Raw genomic sequence first — 16784 nt, forward strand, 5'->3', positions numbered from 1 at the left:
TATTGAATATGAAAGTAAAGCAAAACTGAATGCAACTAAGTTGCATGAGAAATGAATTAATTTTGTATCTCGAAAGTAACTTTAGAAAGAATGAAATATATGATAATAGGACTGTTCCTGTTATTTGCCGGTAATATATATGCGCAAGTACGGGGAACAGTGAAAGATAGTGCTGGGGAGGCTATTCCGGGTGCAAATGTGTTCTGGATGAATACAGGACAAGGAGTGACAACTAAGGAAGATGGTAGTTTTTCTATTGTAAAACCTTCCAAAAGCCACATGTTAATAATCAGTTTTATTGGTTTCCAGAATGATACCATTCATGTGAGCAGTAAAAATCAGCAGTTGGATATTGTGCTTCGTGATGGAGTGGAATTGAATGAGGTGAATATTGTCACTCGCAAATTAGGAACGATGAAATTACGCAGTAGCGTGATGAACGAAGATATGATAAGCAGTGCTGAACTGAGTAGAGCTGCTTGTTGTAATCTGGGTGAAAGTTTTGTGACCAATCCTTCGGTAGATGTGAGCTATTCTGATGCAGCAACAGGGGCCAAGCAGATTAAATTGTTGGGACTGTCCGGCACTTATGTGCAGATGTTGACGGAAAATATTCCGAATTATCGTGGAGCGGCTTCTCCTTATGGACTAGGGTATGTCCCGGGTCCGTGGATGCAGAGTATACAAGTTTCCAAAGGAACATCTTCAGTAAAGAATGGTTATGAAGCCATCACGGGACAGATTAACGTGGAATTTAAGAAGCCGCAGTTGCCGGAAGCCGACTGGGTATCTGCCAATCTTTTTGCAAGCACTACCAACCGGTATGAAGCCAATGCAGATGCTACATTGAAACTTTCCAAACGGTGGAGCACTTCTCTGCTGGCGCATTATGAAAATGAGACTAAAGCACATGATGGTAATGATGACGGATTTGTGGATATTCCTCAAGTAGAGCAGTATAACGTGTGGAACCGATGGACATATATGGGCGACCATTATGTTTTTCAGGCAGGTATCAAAGTTCTTTCCGAAACACGTACCAGCGGACAAGCCAATCATGGAGGGGCAATACACTCCGGTGATTTATATAAAGTGGGGATTGATACGGAACGTTATGAATTCTTCACCAAGAATGCGTACATATTTAATAAGGAGAAGAATACGAATCTGGCTTTGATTCTTTCCGCTACTTTGCACAATCAGGATGCTACGTATGGGCGCAAACTGTATAATGTGGATCAAACCAACGTTTATGCTTCGCTGATGTTTGAAACGGAATTTAATCCGCAGAACAGTTTTTCCGCAGGATTAAGCTTCAATTATGACGCTTACGACCAGCATTATCGTTTGGAGAATAATACGGATAATCCTCTCAAAGCTTTTGAAAAGGAAGCTGTTCCCGGTGCATACGTGCAATATACGTTGAACCTGAATGATAAATGGATGGTGATGGCGGGTTTGCGTGGAGACTACAGTAACGAACATGGTTTCTTTGTGACTCCGCGTGCACATCTTAAATACAATCCGAATGATTATGTGAACTTCCGTCTTTCTGCCGGAAAAGGGTATCGTACCAATCATGTGCTGGCAGAAAACAATTATCTGCTTTCCAGTAGTCGTAGGGTAGAAATAGCTAAGAATCTGGATATGGAAGAAGCATGGAATTACGGTGCTAGTGTATCTACTTATATTCCTATATTCGGCAAGACGCTGAATGTAAATGCGGAATACTATTACACGGATTTCTTGAAACAAGTAATAGTGGATATGGATAGCAACCCTCATGAAGTGGCTTTCTATAATTTGGATGGACGTTCTTACTCGCATGTATTTCAGGTGGAAGCAAGTTATCCTTTCTTTAAAGGATTTACCTTGACAGGAGCCTACCGACTCACGGATGCAAAAACGACTTACAAGGGAGTGCGAATGGAGAAACCTCTAACCAGCAAATACAAAGGCTTGCTCACTGCTTCCTACCAGACTCCGCTGGGAATTTGGCAGTTTGATGCAACACTGCAACTGAATGGTGGAGGTAGGATGCCTACTCCTTATGAATTGGGAGATGGACAGTTGTCTTGGGAACGCCGTTATGGTAGTTTTGAGCAGTTGAGCTTACAGGTGACACGTTACTTCCGCCGCTGGTCTATCTATGTAGGAGGCGAGAACCTGACCAATTTCAAACAAAAGAATCCGATTATCGATGCGGCAAATCCTTGGGGAAGCAACTTTGATTCCACGATGATATGGGGACCGGTACACGGGGCAAAAGGATATATCGGAATACGTTTTAATTTAGCTAGGAATAGTGAGTAAAAACAGAAGAATAGTGAGTAGCGAAACGATCGCATAGAAAATAAAGAATACTAATTTTAAACTGATAGGAAAAATGAAAACAAAAAGATGGATGGCCACTTGCGTGGTGGCTCTTTTGAGTGTAGCAGCTGTATTGGCAAAAGATATTCGTGTAGTCGTATTTAAAGTGTCCCAGATGCATTGTGAGAAATGCGAAAAGAAAGTAAAAGACAATATGCGTTTTGAAAAAGGATTGAAGGATATTGCGACCGAAGTAAAAACTAAATTGGTGACTATCACATATGATGCTGAAAAAACGAATGTAAAGAACTTGCAAGCAGGATTTAACAAGTTTAATTATGAAGCTGAATTTGTAAAAGAAACAAAGAAAGACGATCAGAAGACTGATAAGAAGTAATTGAACAAATACCTGTATTAGCTTGTTTCTATAAACAAACAATGGTTCTTCCCCGACTTCTTTCCGGGAGGAAGGGAAGACCATAAATAATAATTATATGGGTAACACAATAAAAAAGGCATTTCCTGTGCTTAATATGCATTGTGCAGGATGTGCCAATAATGTAGAAAAAACAGTGAAAAAATTGCCGGGAGTCATTGAGGCTTCCGTTAATTTTGCTACCAATACATTGACCGTTTCTTATGAGAAAGACCAGCTGACTCCCGGAGAAATCCGTGCGGCTGTGCTTGCGGCAGGTTATGATCTGATTGTGGAAGAAGCCCACAAAGAGGAACGCCGGGAAGAGGAGCAGCAGATGCGTTACACTCGTTTGAAGTGGAAAGTGATTGGGGCTTGGATTTTGGTAGTACCGTTGTTGGTATTTTCCATGATACTGATGCATGTACCATACTCTAATGAGATTCAAATGCTACTTGCTATCCCTGTCATGGTCTTTTTTGGAGGTGGTTTCTTTACCGGGGCTTGGAAACAGGCTAAACTGGGACGGAGCAATATGGATACACTGGTTGCACTTAGTACTTCCATTGCTTTTCTGTTCAGTCTGTTCAATACTTTTTTCCCCGAATTTTGGTATGCTCGCGGATTGGAACCGCACGTCTATTATGAGGCTTCTGCAGTGATTATCGCTTTCGTTCTTACCGGAAAATTGATGGAGGAGCGTGCTAAAGGCAATACCTCGACTGCTATTCGCAAGTTGATGGGAATGCAGCCTAAAGTTGCCCGGGTTCTGCGCAATGGAGTGGAAGAGGAGATTTTGATCGAGAACCTCCAGATAGGTGATATGGTTGTTGTACGTCCGGGAGAACAGATACCTGTGGACGGTCAACTCTCCGAAGGCGATTCGTATGTTGACGAAAGCATGATTAGTGGTGAACCGGTTCCGGTAGAAAAGAAGAAAGGCGATAAAGTCTTGGCAGGAACGATCAACCAGCGTGGCTCATTTATCATACACGCCACACAGGTAGGTAGTGAAACGGTGCTTGCCCGCATCATTTCCATGGTGCAGGAAGCACAGGGTAGCAAAGCTCCCGTGCAACGTATCGTCGACCGTATTACTGGAATTTTCGTACCTGTCGTATTGGGTATTGCCATCCTGATATTTGTTTTATGGGTTGCCATCGGTGGTAGTGAATATATCTCTTATGGTATTCTGTCGGCTGTTTCTGTTCTTGTCATTGCTTGTCCGTGTGCTTTGGGACTTGCTACGCCTACTGCATTGATGGTGGGAATAGGTAAAGCTGCCAGCCAGCATATTCTGATTAAAGATGCAGTAGCTTTGGAACAAATGCGTAAAGTGGATGTCGTTGTACTGGATAAAACCGGGACATTGACTGAAGGACACCCTACTGCTACCGGATGGTTATGGGCACAATCGCAGGAACCTCATTTCAAAGATGTGCTTTTAGCCGCAGAAATGAAATCGGAGCATCCGCTTGCCGGTGCTATCGTTTCTGCACTTCAGGATGAAGAGAAAATAAAACCTGCTACGTTGGATAGTTTCGAAAGTATTACGGGAAAAGGAATCAAAGTCTCTTATGAAGGACATACCTACTGGGTAGGTAGTCATAAACTCCTAAAAGATTTCAGTGCGACAGTAAATGATGTGATGGCTGAAATGCTGGTTCGCTATGAATCGGATGGCAATGGTATTATCTACTTTGGACGCGAAAACGAGTTATTGGCTATCATTGCTGTTTCTGACCCGATAAAGGCTACTTCTGCCGAAGCGGTAAAAGAACTGAAACGTCAAGGTATTGACATCTGTATGTTGACGGGTGACGGGCAGCGGACGGCATTAGCTGTTTCTTCCCGTTTAGGAATTGAACGTTTTGTTGCTGACGCTCTGCCGGACGATAAGGCCGAATTTGTGCGCGAGCTTCAAATGCAGGGAAAGAAAGTCGCTATGGTAGGAGATGGTATCAATGATTCGCAGGCTCTAGCACTGGCTGACGTGAGCATTGCCATGGGGAAAGGAACTGATATTGCTATGGACGTAGCTATGGTAACCTTGATGACATCGGATTTATTGCTGCTTCCTAAAGCTTTTCAGCTGTCAAAGCAGACGGTCAAACTGATTCATCAGAATCTTTTCTGGGCGTTTATTTATAATCTGATCGGGATTCCTATTGCTGCCGGTATCTTATTTCCATTGAACGGTTTGTTATTGAATCCGATGTTGGCAAGTGCTGCAATGGCCTTCTCCAGTGTGAGTGTAGTGCTCAATTCATTGAGCTTGGGAAGAAAATGAGTAAGCGACTGTAAAAAGAAAACAAACTGTAAGTAAATAATAAACGGTGAATACTTTGCGGATCATGCGCAATTTGTTCACCGTTCGTTTTTTTGTAATTCGTTGTTTATAATTTTATCCTCTATCGCTCTTCATAAGAATTATCTGTTTCTGAATTCCAATGGCGTCATTCCTACGTACCGCCTAAAATACTTACCAAAGAATGAGGCGCTGGGGAAGTTTAAAGAATAAGCTATTTCTTGGATAGTCATATTAGTGCCTTTCAGTTTCGCTTTGGCATCCATGATTACAATATAAGCAATGGTGTCCAATACACTTTTACCTGTCACTTGTCTCACGGTTGTGCTTAGATGCTGAAGCGAGATTCCCAGTTTGTCTGCGTAGAATTGTGCACGACGTTCATTCTTATAATTCTCGGTGATGGCTTGAATCAATTCCCGGCAGATTTCCTTTTTGCGATTCGAACTGCTGTTCTCACCCGGAAATTTATGATATATCAGTCGTATGCTTGTCAGGATAGTCTGAAGGGATAACTCAACCAATTCGGAATCCATTTCGAAGTTCTCATTGCAACTGGCCCGTGATAATAGAGCAAAATAGTCTTTCAGATAACTGGCTACTTCTTCATTAAGAGGAACCACCGGTTGCTCTATCAGTTTGGGATATGCATTACCGATATTCTTCATCAGATTGATTCGTCCGGCACAATGGGCAGAGAAGCCGGCAAAGCAAAGACATACTTTTTCTGTTCTCTCCCGAAACTGGATGATTGTTCCCGGTAACAATGTTATCAGGTCATTAGGACGAATTTCATAATCAAGCAGATTGATGGAGGCTTTCATCGAACCTTCGGTACAGATGGCAACAATACATGCCTGCAACCGGCACGATTGCTTATAAATATTGAGAATGTCTTCCGTAACATTCGTCCATGCTAATACTTCGGTAGGCAAGTCTACCTGTGGAAAGTCCATTTTCATAGTTGTGTTTGTTATATTAGGCCAACAAATGTACACATTTTCTTTTTATTTCTTACCTTTGTTTTCATGAAAACAGTTTTTATTGATTGGAATTTTATCCCATATGCCGAAGCATGGCAACGGCAGACAGAATGGTTTGATGAGATTGTCCGGGCAAAAGTTCAGGGCGGGAGTTATGAAAATCGTGTCGTAATGTGCGAGCATCCCCATGTTTATACATTAGGGCGTAGCGGGAAAGAAAATAATATGCTGTTGAGTGGTGAACAGCTGAAAGCTATTGACGCTACTCTTTATCATATTGATCGGGGAGGGGATATTACCTATCATGGCCCCGGACAACTGGTATGCTATCCGATACTGAATCTTGAAGAATTTCAGTTAGGATTGAAAGAATACGTCCATCTGTTGGAAGAAGCGGTGATTCGTGTATGTGCTTCTTATGGCATTGAAGCCGGACGTTTAGAGAAAGCAACAGGAGTGTGGCTGGAGGGTGATACGCCCCGTGCACGTAAGATTTGTGCTATCGGAGTGAGGAGCAGTCACTTTGTCACTATGCACGGACTGGCTTTGAATGTGAATACGGATTTGCGTTATTTCAGCTATATCCACCCTTGTGGGTTTATAGATAAAGGCGTCACTTCTCTTCGTCAGGAATTAAAGCACGATGTGCCGATGGACGAAGTGAAGCAACGTCTCGAAGATGAGCTTAGAAAACTATTCCAACTCCCAGCTGCCAAGTGCGGTGCATAAAGCAATCCTTGTCAGCCAAGGCATAAGAGAAGTCTGCACGTATCGGCCAGAAGTTGATTCCGCAGCCTAAAGTGCCGTAGTTACCTATTCCTTTGTCTTTGTCTCCAAAATGGTATCCTGCACGGACAACACCATATTTCAGGAAATTATATTCGGCTCCTATACCGGCCTGTAAATGACGGATTTCAGAAGGAAGCAGGTAATTAAAGTCGAGCGCAACCTGCAAACGATTTTCTATACTGAATGGCAGGTCGATCGTACCTCCTAAGCCTAATCTGGCAGGTAACTTCTGTCCATCCAGTTTTTTGCCTAAGTTGGCAGCTTGGAAACCAATGCTCCAGGAAGCCATTTCGTCCAACAGAGCCATGCTGCGATAGTAAGTCGCACCGAAGTCCAGGCAAACACTATTCTTGGTGTCTGCACCTTCTGCGGCTTTGGCTTGCAGGTATCTGAACGTTAATGACATAGATAGATTCTTGGCTACATTTCTGAAATAGGCAGCTTCCAGATCCCATATATGCGGACGGTAATCAAATACTTTGGGATCTTTGAAATGCCGGAAACCTATAGCAAATCCATGTATGCCTTCCCTGCCGATCCGATAGAAAAGGGAGGCACTATGTAGCGCATAGTCTTTGTTGATATTGGCGTATGAATAACTCGCCCCCATCACTTCCTGTGAGAAGGCGATGGTAGAAGCATTATGAAAGATAGCTGTACTACCGTTATCGGTGGTAGCTAATCCTGTACCTGCCATACCTGCCGATTGGGCGTCCGGAGTAAGTTCCAGAAAGTAGGCGTTTGCCATTTCTTGTGCTCCCAGCAAAGTAGGGAATAAGCACAAGATGAGAAGGAAATGTTTTACTCGTTTCATAATCAGTTATTTTTAGAGTGAGACATCCGGACAACACGTATGCCTGTCCATGATTTATTGTTGTTTAGCATGTGATTGAGAGGTTCATCGCTGACAACTACTTTTCCCAATGTAGAAGAAGCGTGTAGCAGGTGCAGTTTTCCCTCTTTATATGCTGCTATTCCCACATGAGCTATATCCAATCCGGACATTTTCGTTGTAATAGCAATAATATCTCCATTCATAATCCAAGGCAATCCGGCTTCCGGCAGTTCGCTTTTCGGCAACCAATGTACGACTTTTCCGGAGATTGCTTTTTCATATTCGGCCATTTGTCGTACATTTTCCGGCGAATCAGCCAATTTTTTATATTGCTTGGGATGGGTAGACATATACGAAAGAGAGATTTTCTGGGTATGTGCACTGTTTTTGGCAGTAATGTCGGTGAGGAATCCGTGGCGGATTCCGTTCTCTATCCATTCGGAAGTATAATGCAACCGGGAAGGATATCCGTTGATGATGCCGTCCCGATAACGTATTTTTTGCAGATTGTCGGCAAAGGAAGAACCGAGTGCCTGTGCCAACGTGTATTCTACGAAAGTGAGGCAATCTACGGCATCGGTCCGGATCACTAATGATTCTTCTCCGTCTTGATCTAATGTGTTAGCCACGTATTTAGTTCCCAGGTAAGATTTCCCGATTCGTAACATGGGTTCGGGATTTTCCGGGAATACAACGCCGTCGCGCAACCATTTCTCCAACTCCTGTGTCCATTGTTGCTTATATTTAAAATGATCCTGAAATCCCCAGCCATGTCCTCCGGTAGGATAAACATGGAGAGTTGCCGGAACCTTGTTTTTTTGTAAAGCGAGGTAATAGTTCACTCCGTGATAAGGTGCTACGGAAGGGTCGTCGGAGGTAAGAGCGATAAATGCTTGTGGAGTATCGGGCGTTACTTGCAATTCGGCAGAAAACTTCTGTATTTGTTCCATTGTTGGATTTTTGCCTAGCAATGCAGTTCTTGTATTTCCCCGGGTGACTTGCATCATCGTAACTACCGGATAAAGTAATATCTGAAAGTCCGGACGTGTTTCCGAATTGTAGTGAGTGGCGAGTGTAGCAGTTAAATGCCCTCCCGCAGAGGCTCCCATTAATCCTACCTTGTAAGGATCGACATTCCATTCTTTGGCATGTTGGCGTACCATGCGAATGGCTTGTTCGGCGTCTGATACGGGGACTTCCCAATGTCCGTTCGGCATCCGGTATTTTAATACCATATAGGTAATACCTTGTCCGCAGAACCAGGGAGCCATATCATACCCTTCTCCATCCATACCCAGTCCACGATAACCGCCTCCGGGACACATGATAATAGCCATTCCATTCGGCTTTTCCGGATGGTAGACCGTCAGGGTGGGATGCGTGACATTCGTGACAAAATGAGGACGCGTTTCCTGCTCTTCTCCGGTTAGTCCACTGGAGTTGGGAGCACCGTCGGGCCACAAAGGTAGCTCGACGGGCTGCTGCGCAAATGATATGGCAGTTACAAGTGATACTATAATGGATAATAGTCTCCTCATAATTATTTATTTAACTTTCATTGAAGCCTTTATAAAGTAAAGAATCAGTAAGGCATACGCTCCTAATGCCAACACTTCTGACCAAGTATTGTTCAACCATGCCTCATTAACCAGATTGATTCCACCAAAGCGCATCGCGGCACTGATTACTCCCATCAATGCACCTCCGGCAATGAAACCGGATGCCAGTAAAGTTCCTTTTTCACCTCTTTCCGTATTCAGAGATGCATCTTTGCTACGTGTTGTAACAAACCAATTCACTGCTCCACCCACTACCAACGGCACATTCAGTTCCAACGGAATAAACATACCCAATGCGAAAGCTAATGCAGGAATTTTACAAAGAGTCAGAATAATAGCTAAGACAGCCCCAATACCATATAACAACCAGGGTGCACCTACACCACTCATCAGCGGTTCGATAACGGCCGCCATCGCATTTGCTTGCGGAGCAGCCAGTGCGCCACTTGTAAATCCGTATGTCTTATTCAGGATAATCATTACACCGCCTACTGTTGCAGCCGATACGATTGTTCCCAAGAACTTCCATGTTTCCTGTTTGGCAGGCGTGCTTCCGAGCCAGTAACCAATCTTCAAGTCGGTGATAAAACCTCCTGCCATCGATAGTGCGGTACATACTACACCACCCATTACCAATGCGGCAACCATGCCCGAAGGACCTTTCAGTCCGACAGCTACCATCACTACGGAAGCCAAAATCAGTGTCATCAATGTCATTCCCGAAACCGGATTAGTACCAACAATCGCAATGGCATTAGCTGCTACTGTGGTGAACAGGAAAGAGATACCGGCAACCAGAACAATGGCTACCAATGTATGCAACAGATTCCCTTGCATGACATCAAGGTAGAAGAATAATACGATTAAGATCAGTGTGATGATGGAACCGATGGCGATAATCTTCATGGAAAGATCCCGTTGGGTACGGATAATGCTCTTCTCTACATTCCCTTTACCGCCCATCTCTTTGGCTGCCAGTCCGACAGCGCTCTTGATGATGCTCCAGGAACGGATAATACCGATCACACCCGCCATAGCGATACCGCCGATACCGATGCTCTTGGCATAATATTTGAATATTTCTTCCGGACTCATCATACCTACGGTAGAGGTGATTTCCGGATTCCATGCATTCAGTACACTGTCACCCCAGATAGCAGACATTCCCGGAATGATAATCCACCACACAGCCAATGAACCGGCACAAATGATGGAAGCATATTTCAGTCCGACGATATATCCCAAACCAAGCACGGCGGCACCGGTGTTTACCTTGAATACCAATTTTGCCTTTTCTGCCAGCATTTCTCCGGCACTACAAACACGGGTGGTAAAGTTCTCGTTCCACCATCCGAATGTCGCTACGATGAAGTCATATAATCCGCCGATCATACCTGCCATCAATAACGGTTTAGCCTGGCTGCCGCCTTTTTCTCCGGAGATCAACACCTGTGTAGTGGCTGTTGCTTCCGGGAAAGGATATTTTCCATGCATGTCGCTGACGAAGTATTTACGGAAAGGGATCAGGAATAGAATACCCAATACGCCACCCAATAAAGAGCTGATGAATACCTGCATGAAGGTAACCGTCATCTCGGGATATTTAGCTTGGAGAATATAAAGAGCGGGGAGGGTGAAGATTGCTCCGGCAACGATTACTCCGGAACAAGCTCCGATAGACTGGATAATCACATTTTCGCCCAACGCATTTTTTCTTTTGGCAGCTCCGGAAACTCCTACGGCAATGATCGCAATTGGAATAGCTGCTTCAAATACCTGTCCGACCTTCAACCCCAGATAGGCAGCGGCGGCCGAAAAAAGGATTGCCATGGCAATACCCCATGCTACTGACCAGATATTAACTTCCGGATGATTTTTAGAGGGACCCATCAACGGGTTGTACACTTCCCCGGGTTTCAACTCTCTGAACGCATTCTCGGGTAACCCGGTGAATTTGTCTTCTTCTTGTTTCATAGTTTTTATAATTTGCTAATGTGTTAATTTACATTTCCGTCCTCAAAGTAAACAAAAAAAAAGGAGAACCGAAAGATTCTCCTTTATGTAATAGTCTATTTTTTCCTACTTTGCATCTTTTGCCGTCATATCGCCCTCGATATACAATCTTACCATCTCTGTTTTGGCGTTGGTACGCAAGGTGATTGATTTTTTGAAATGTCCCGGATATTTGCCTGTTCCGTTATAAGTCACCTTGATTGTTCCCTTTTTGCCCGGCATGATGGGCTCCTTTGTATATTCGGGTACTGTACATCCGCAAGAGGCTACAGCCTGATGGATCACCAGAGGGGCATCGCCGATATTAGTAAAGGTAAATGTGCAACTGACAACCGGGCTGTTTTCAGAAAACTTACCGAAATCGTGAGTTGTTTTGTCAAACTTGATATCTGCATTTGTTTGCGCAAATGCAAAGCTTACGCCCATTACTAACAGGGTCATTAAAAAAAGTATCTTTTTCATTTTTCCTTCTCTTTTTGATTACAAACGACAAAGATAATGCTTTTCCCCTAAAATATACTTTATGGAGTGCGAAATAGTATTAAACGATTCTCTTTTGCTATTTTGAGAGTTGGAATCCGAGCATCATTCCATCGTAATTTTCGGCCAGTGAACTAACTGTTTTCAGTGCGGTACTGCTGCTTTTGCTGCCGATGAAAGCCATTAATTTCAACAGTTTGTCCGAGTTGAACAGTAACTCCAGTGAACTGGAACTGCAATTTACTTTAGCGTGCAGATTCAGAAGTTTCAAATACTTCAAATCAACTTGTTTGGTTGAAGCATTGTAGGAGTAAGTGCCTTTCAATGTTTTCTTGCCCACCGTGCTGGTGAAAGTACTGTCGGCATTGAAAGTGAAACTCATTTGGCCGTCTTTAATACCTATTTTGCTTAATTGTTCGTTCAGCTTATTTTCAGCCATAGTGGCTGCGGCAGCTCCGCCTGCTTTCATTAGTAAGTTATCCGATTCGAACTCTACGGCCGAACCTTTGTAGTTCCATGTTCCGGTCATGTCGATAGATTCGGTGGTTCCGGTGATGGCATTCACTACTTTTGAAATGTTGTCCTTATTTAATAAGTCGGACCATGATTGCGCCTGGCTGTTAGTCGCCATCAGCATAAATACTGCCATAAAGGCAATAGATAAAAAACTCTTTTTCATTTTCATTCTTCTTTCATTTAACATTGAGATCCTTGTTTATGTTTTCTATGTAGTTGAGTATATCAATACGTCCTGTGCGGTCTTCCGAGGAAGATACGAAGTGAGGAGGGAGCTCTTCCCATTGTTTACTCAACTCACGTAAATAGGCATTGATATTCATTTTTAAACGTCCACCTTTGAGTTTATCGGCTTTGGTAAAGATGATAGAGAAGGGGATACCGTTCTCGCCCAGCCATTCCATAAACTCAAGGTCTATTTTTTGAGGTTCCAGCCGGCTGTCTATCAGGACAAAGAGGTTGGTCATTTGCTCCCGTTCCAAAATATAATCTTCGATTATGGTGCGTATCTGGTCTTTCCCTTTTTGTCCGCGTCGGGCATAGCCATATCCCGGAAGGTCGACGAGATACCAATTCTTATTGATAAGGAAGTGGTTGATTAACATCGTTTTTCCCGGAGTAGAGGAGGTCATGGCCAGACCTTTACGACTGGTCAACATATTGATAAGACTTGATTTACCCACATTCGAACGGCCTATAAAGGCATATTCCGGGAAAATACCGGCTGGGCATTTCTTCACGTCCGTATTGCTAATCACAAATTCAGCACTTGTTATTTCCATTTTCTTGTCATTTATTTCTTTGTAAAATCGTTTTTCCCTTTTTTAGACATACAAATTAACCCCGCAAAGGTAAGCGTTCCATTTAACATTAGCAATTCATAACCGAATTTATATCCGGTTTCTTTTCCAATCCACCAGTCGGCAAGATAGCAGATCAGTGGTGAAAGGATGGCTATGAGAGGAACCCACCGGTCGTTCGTTTGCCTGCGTGTAAAAAGTCCGAAAGCAAACATTCCAAGCAGGGGGCCGTATGTGTAGGAGGCGATGATATATATGGCGTCAATAACGCTCTTATTATTAAGTATTTCTACCAGGCAGATGAAGAATGCCAATAAGACTGATAACGATAAATGCACTTTGCTTCTTTTGCGACGTGCCGTTTCTTCTGTGTCTTTTTCCGTATTCAGCAGGTCTACGCATACACTGGTTGTCATGGCTGTCAGGGCGGAATCCGAGTTGCTGAAAGCTGCTGCGATAATACCGATTGTAAAAAGTACCAATACGGATTGTCCCAGATAACCTTGGGCTGCAAACATGGGTAGTATATCATCATTCATGACTGGCAGTTCGAGGTGCATCTGTCCCGCTAGCGCTATTAATAGAATTCCCAAGCATAGAAAAAGGAAATTTAGCGGAATGAATGAGAAACCGTAGCAGTACATGTTTTTTTGTGCTTCCTGGAGGTTCCGGCAAGAAAGATTCTTTTGCATCATATCCTGATCCAGTCCGGTCATTACGATGACGATGAAGATACCACTGAAGAACTGTTTGAAGAAGTTCTGTCGGGATACCCAGTCGTCAAATACAAAAATACGGCTGTGTTCGCTGTTTTGGATTGTTTGCACAATGCCGCTGAAGTTAAGGTCTAATCTTTGGATCGTAAAATAGATGATAAAAATCAGAGCGGCAATCAGGCAAAATGTTTGTAAGGTATCTGTCCACACAATGGTCTTTATTCCGCTTTTATGAGTATATATCCATACCAATGCAACCGAACCGACAGCAATCAGCCAAAAGGGAACGTGCATTTCTTGGAATACATACGTATGGAGAATAAGGCATACCAGATAAAGTTTGGCTGCGGTTCCCAACATGCGTGACAGCAGAAAGAAAAAGGAACCGGTGCGATAGGCGCGCACTCCGATGCGGGTGCCGAGATATCCGTAGATGCTTGTCAGATTCAACTTATAATATAAAGGAAGTAAGATATGGGCTACGACCATGTATCCGAAGAAAAATCCGAGTACCGTTTGCATATACGTCATATCCATTCCGCGCACCATTCCCGGTACAGAGACGAAAGTGACTCCGGAGATAGAGGCGCCAATCATTCCAAAAGAGACTATATACCAAGGTGATTGGTTCTCTCCCTTGAAGAACGCTGCATTCGATCCTCCCTTACGTCCGGTGATACGGGCTATTAGTAATAATACCGCGAAGTAGCAAAGAATAGTGACTAGTATCATCATAACAGATGCAAAGGTAGCAATTTTTGTAGGTATTAAAAACAATAATCTGTATCTTTGCAAGGTTTTATCGATAGAACAGCAAATATTATCTATGAACCAACAATATCCTTCTATACTGCTTGAAAAGGCAGTCGGCGAATTTTCCAAACTTCCGGGTATCGGGCGTAAGACGGCTATGAGGCTTGTTCTACATCTGCTCCGTCAGGATACGGCTACGGTGGAAGCTTTCGGAAATTCTATCATAACGTTGAAACGTGAGGTGAAATACTGCAAAGTGTGTCATAATATATCCGATACTGAAACTTGCCAGATTTGTGCTAATCCGCAACGGGATGCTTCCACTGTCTGTGTGGTGGAAAATATCCGTGATGTAATGGCGGTGGAGGCAACCCAGCAGTATCGCGGGCTTTATCATGTTTTGGGTGGGGTTATTTCTCCAATGGACGGAGTCGGACCGAGTGACCTTCAAATTGAAAGCCTGGTGCAGCGGGTGGCTGAAGGTGGAATCAAAGAAGTTATTCTGGCATTGAGCACTACGATGGAGGGGGATACTACCAACTTCTATATCTATCGCAAGCTGGATAAACTAGGGGTTAAACTAAGTGTGATAGCCCGTGGCATATCGGTTGGTGATGAACTTGAATATGCCGATGAAGTAACTTTAGGACGCAGTATTGTGAACCGGACGCTTTTTACCGGAACTGTATAATCATTATTAATCATTTAAGAACGAACATGGAAGAACAGATAAAACGAGCTGTCAGAAATTTGAATATCAGTTATGTTTTCTTTTGGGTACTCCCGGCATTTTTGCTTGGGGCAGGAGAGTTTGAACTCTTTCCCGTAGGAGGTTTGGTAGATAACGCACCGGCTATCTACTATTTTGAGACGGTCGGCATTTTGCTCACTGCTTTATGTGTGCCTCTTTCTCTCAAATTATTTAGCTTGGTGCTTAAGAAAAAGATAGATCACATGACTATCACGCTTGCCTTGAAGCGATATGTGCAATGGAACATTGTTCGCTTGGGAGTGCTTGAAGTAGCTATTGTAGTGAACCTTTTGTGTTACTACCTGACGTTGAGCAGTACGGGTAACCTCTGTATGCTGATTGGCCTCACGGCGTCACTTTTCTGCCTGCCCAGCGAGAAGAGATTGCGTAACGAACTTCACATTGCAAAAGAAGAAAAGTTATGAGACAGTCTTTCTTAATGAACGAACGTATTTATCTTCGTGCAGTAGAACCGGAAGATATGGATATTATGTACGAGATGGAAAATGACCCTTCCATGTGGGACATCGGTAACTTTACGGTTCCATACTCCCGTTACGTGTTGCGCCAATATATTGAAGGTTCACAGTGTGATGTGTTTGCAGATAAGCAATTACGTCTGATGATTGTACGCAAATCCGACCAGTGTATACTTGGTACGATTGATATTACGGATTTCGTTCCCCTTCATTCACGGGGAGAAGTCGGAATTGCCGTGCATAAGGATTATCGTCAGCAAGGTTATGCCACCGACGCATTGAAGCTGCTTTGTGAATATGCTTTTGATTTTCTGTCTTTAAGTCAGCTTTATGCCCATGTCACGACAGATAATGACGTTTGTGTAAAGCTGTTTACGTCTTGTGGCTTCGTTCAATGCGGATTATTAAAAAAATGGCTGCAAGTGGAGGGCTGCTACAAAGATGCGTTGCTCCTCCAATGTTTGAATCCTAAGAAATAAAACACTAATTGAGAGTAGGCACTTGTGGGAAGCGTGACCACGTTTCGTACTTGCTGCCTAGCTTCTCTAAAGCAGTCCGCCACATATCCTTGATATTGTTTTTCATCAGATATGATTTCTCTTCTTCAGACACCAACCATGTGTTTTCTCTGATTTCATTGCTCAACTGTTCGCTGTCCCATCCGGAATACCCCAGAAAGAAACGGATACATTCACTGATTTTATTCCCTTGTAATATATATTTCTTTATTTCATCAAAATCTCCATTCAGATAAAGTCCTTTGCTGATAGAGATAGATCCGGGGATGTCTGATAGTGTATGAAGGTAAAATAAAGTATCAGTGGAAATAGGTCCACCCTTGTATAGAGGAATCTCGTCCAGATATTTGAATTCCATGATGATATCATTCAGAAATAATGGCAGTTGTTTGTTGATAACCAATCCCATACTTCCTTCGTCCGTATGATCGACCAGTAAAATTACGGATCTGCCAAACGTCGCGTCACGCAGAAAAGGTTCAGATATTAAAATCTTTCCTCTTGATGGTAACACATTATTCGATTGAATCTTAAATATGTCAGAGTCGATATTCAT

16 protein-coding genes are annotated in these 16784 nt (G+C 43.3%); 7 read left to right on the forward strand and 9 right to left on the reverse strand.

What is annotated here, in order from left to right; genetic code table 11:
* Nucleotides 1-90: 90 nt before the first annotated feature.
* The 3 genes from CJF29_RS10880 (at nt 91) to CJF29_RS10890 (ending at nt 5018) form a co-directional block, all read left to right on the forward strand.
* A complete protein-coding gene (locus CJF29_RS10880) occupies nt 91-2313 on the forward strand; it encodes a TonB-dependent receptor (protein ID WP_099145773.1) in 2223 nt (740 codons plus the stop codon).
* Nucleotides 2314-2386: 73 nt separating this feature from the next.
* The gene (locus CJF29_RS10885) at nt 2387-2710 is read left to right on the forward strand and encodes a heavy-metal-associated domain-containing protein (protein WP_074557212.1); all 324 of its coding nucleotides are present in this window, start codon (nt 2387-2389) and stop codon (nt 2708-2710) included.
* Between the two features lie 97 nt (nt 2711-2807).
* Nucleotides 2808-5018, forward strand: a complete 2211-nt coding sequence (locus tag CJF29_RS10890) for a heavy metal translocating P-type ATPase (RefSeq protein WP_074557214.1) — start codon at nt 2808-2810, stop codon at nt 5016-5018.
* 140 nt (nt 5019-5158) lie between these two features.
* Here the strand turns inward: CJF29_RS10890 and CJF29_RS10895 are convergent, their stop codons facing one another.
* Nucleotides 5159-5998 (reverse strand): helix-turn-helix domain-containing protein, encoded by an 840-nt coding sequence (locus CJF29_RS10895; RefSeq protein WP_074636520.1) that lies wholly within the window; start codon nt 5996-5998, stop codon nt 5159-5161.
* Between the two features lie 66 nt (nt 5999-6064).
* Between CJF29_RS10895 and lipB the strand changes: the two genes are divergently transcribed.
* Entirely contained in the window at nt 6065-6748 is a 684-nt protein-coding gene (gene lipB / locus CJF29_RS10900; protein ID WP_074557218.1) for a lipoyl(octanoyl) transferase LipB, read from the forward strand.
* On the opposite strand, the gene CJF29_RS10905 is transcribed toward lipB, so the two are convergent.
* From CJF29_RS10905 to CJF29_RS10935, 7 genes are all read right to left on the reverse strand, one after another.
* On the reverse strand, nt 6705-7622 hold the full coding sequence (locus CJF29_RS10905; RefSeq protein ID WP_074557219.1) for a PorV/PorQ family protein: 918 nt from the start codon (nt 7620-7622) through the stop codon (nt 6705-6707). The two genes, lipB and CJF29_RS10905, sit on opposite strands and share 44 nt — an antisense overlap.
* A 2-nt stretch (nt 7623-7624) precedes the next feature.
* Nucleotides 7625-9181: an N-acetylmuramoyl-L-alanine amidase-like domain-containing protein gene (locus tag CJF29_RS10910; protein WP_074557221.1), complete on the reverse strand. Its 1557-nt coding sequence runs from the start codon at nt 9179-9181 to the stop codon at nt 7625-7627.
* Nucleotides 9182-9187: 6 nt separating this feature from the next.
* Entirely contained in the window at nt 9188-11176 is a 1989-nt protein-coding gene (locus tag CJF29_RS10915) for an OPT family oligopeptide transporter (RefSeq protein WP_074557223.1), read from the reverse strand.
* Nucleotides 11177-11281: 105 nt separating this feature from the next.
* Nucleotides 11282-11677, reverse strand: a complete 396-nt coding sequence (locus CJF29_RS10920; protein WP_004300420.1) for a DUF1573 domain-containing protein — start codon at nt 11675-11677, stop codon at nt 11282-11284.
* 97 nt (nt 11678-11774) lie between these two features.
* Nucleotides 11775-12398 carry a DUF4923 family protein gene (locus CJF29_RS10925; RefSeq protein WP_004306277.1) on the reverse strand — a complete coding sequence of 208 codons (624 nt, stop codon included), beginning with the start codon at nt 12396-12398 and terminating at the stop codon, nt 11775-11777.
* Entirely contained in the window at nt 12388-12993 is a 606-nt protein-coding gene (gene yihA, locus CJF29_RS10930; protein WP_004311636.1) for a ribosome biogenesis GTP-binding protein YihA/YsxC, read from the reverse strand. Before yihA ends, CJF29_RS10925 begins: the two co-directional genes overlap by 11 nt.
* 11 nt (nt 12994-13004) lie before the next feature.
* Nucleotides 13005-14462, reverse strand: coding sequence for a sodium:solute symporter (locus tag CJF29_RS10935; RefSeq protein WP_099145772.1), 1458 nt, complete (start codon nt 14460-14462; stop codon nt 13005-13007).
* A gap of 91 nt (nt 14463-14553) precedes the next feature.
* On the opposite strand from CJF29_RS10935, the gene recR reads away from it, so the two are divergent.
* From recR to CJF29_RS10950, 3 genes are read left to right on the forward strand one after another with little or no spacing between them, the layout of a single operon-like run.
* The gene (gene recR, locus CJF29_RS10940; protein WP_004306273.1) at nt 14554-15171 is read left to right on the forward strand and encodes a recombination mediator RecR; all 618 of its coding nucleotides are present in this window, start codon (nt 14554-14556) and stop codon (nt 15169-15171) included.
* Nucleotides 15172-15197: 26 nt separating this feature from the next.
* Nucleotides 15198-15656, forward strand: coding sequence for a hypothetical protein (locus tag CJF29_RS10945; RefSeq protein WP_004306271.1), 459 nt, complete (start codon nt 15198-15200; stop codon nt 15654-15656).
* Nucleotides 15653-16189, forward strand: coding sequence for a GNAT family N-acetyltransferase (locus CJF29_RS10950; RefSeq protein ID WP_099145771.1), 537 nt, complete (start codon nt 15653-15655; stop codon nt 16187-16189). Before CJF29_RS10945 ends, CJF29_RS10950 begins: the two co-directional genes overlap by 4 nt.
* A gap of 4 nt (nt 16190-16193) precedes the next feature.
* Here CJF29_RS10950 and CJF29_RS10955 read toward each other — a convergent pair whose 3' ends face one another.
* Complete coding sequence (locus CJF29_RS10955) at nt 16194-16784, reverse strand: YqgE/AlgH family protein (RefSeq protein WP_074557279.1); 591 nt, start codon at nt 16782-16784, stop codon at nt 16194-16196.

It is taken from the genome of Bacteroides celer (assembly GCF_002632415.2).
Classification (GTDB): Bacteria; Bacteroidota; Bacteroidia; order Bacteroidales; family Bacteroidaceae; genus Bacteroides.

What these genes read in the sequence shown, in the direction of transcription:
- CJF29_RS10880 (WP_099145773.1), top strand. Translation starts at nt 91, where the DNA reads ATGAAATATATGATAATAGGACTGTTCCTGTTATTTGCCGGTAATATA.
- CJF29_RS10885 (WP_074557212.1), top strand. Translation starts at nt 2,387, where the DNA reads ATGAAAACAAAAAGATGGATGGCCACTTGCGTGGTGGCTCTTTTGAGT.
- CJF29_RS10890 (WP_074557214.1), top strand. Translation starts at nt 2,808, where the DNA reads ATGGGTAACACAATAAAAAAGGCATTTCCTGTGCTTAATATGCATTGT.
- CJF29_RS10895 (WP_074636520.1), bottom strand. Translation starts at nt 5,998, where the DNA reads ATGAAAATGGACTTTCCACAGGTAGACTTGCCTACCGAAGTATTAGCA.
- lipB (WP_074557218.1), top strand. Translation starts at nt 6,065, where the DNA reads ATGAAAACAGTTTTTATTGATTGGAATTTTATCCCATATGCCGAAGCA.
- CJF29_RS10905 (WP_074557219.1), bottom strand. Translation starts at nt 7,622, where the DNA reads ATGAAACGAGTAAAACATTTCCTTCTCATCTTGTGCTTATTCCCTACT.
- CJF29_RS10910 (WP_074557221.1), bottom strand. Translation starts at nt 9,181, where the DNA reads ATGAGGAGACTATTATCCATTATAGTATCACTTGTAACTGCCATATCA.
- CJF29_RS10915 (WP_074557223.1), bottom strand. Translation starts at nt 11,176, where the DNA reads ATGAAACAAGAAGAAGACAAATTCACCGGGTTACCCGAGAATGCGTTC.
- CJF29_RS10920 (WP_004300420.1), bottom strand. Translation starts at nt 11,677, where the DNA reads ATGAAAAAGATACTTTTTTTAATGACCCTGTTAGTAATGGGCGTAAGC.
- CJF29_RS10925 (WP_004306277.1), bottom strand. Translation starts at nt 12,398, where the DNA reads ATGTTAAATGAAAGAAGAATGAAAATGAAAAAGAGTTTTTTATCTATT.
- yihA (WP_004311636.1), bottom strand. Translation starts at nt 12,993, where the DNA reads ATGGAAATAACAAGTGCTGAATTTGTGATTAGCAATACGGACGTGAAG.
- CJF29_RS10935 (WP_099145772.1), bottom strand. Translation starts at nt 14,462, where the DNA reads ATGATGATACTAGTCACTATTCTTTGCTACTTCGCGGTATTATTACTA.
- recR (WP_004306273.1), top strand. Translation starts at nt 14,554, where the DNA reads ATGAACCAACAATATCCTTCTATACTGCTTGAAAAGGCAGTCGGCGAA.
- CJF29_RS10945 (WP_004306271.1), top strand. Translation starts at nt 15,198, where the DNA reads ATGGAAGAACAGATAAAACGAGCTGTCAGAAATTTGAATATCAGTTAT.
- CJF29_RS10950 (WP_099145771.1), top strand. Translation starts at nt 15,653, where the DNA reads ATGAGACAGTCTTTCTTAATGAACGAACGTATTTATCTTCGTGCAGTA.
- CJF29_RS10955 (WP_074557279.1), bottom strand. Translation starts at nt 16,784, where the DNA reads ATGAATATCGACTCTGACATATTTAAGATTCAATCGAATAATGTGTTA.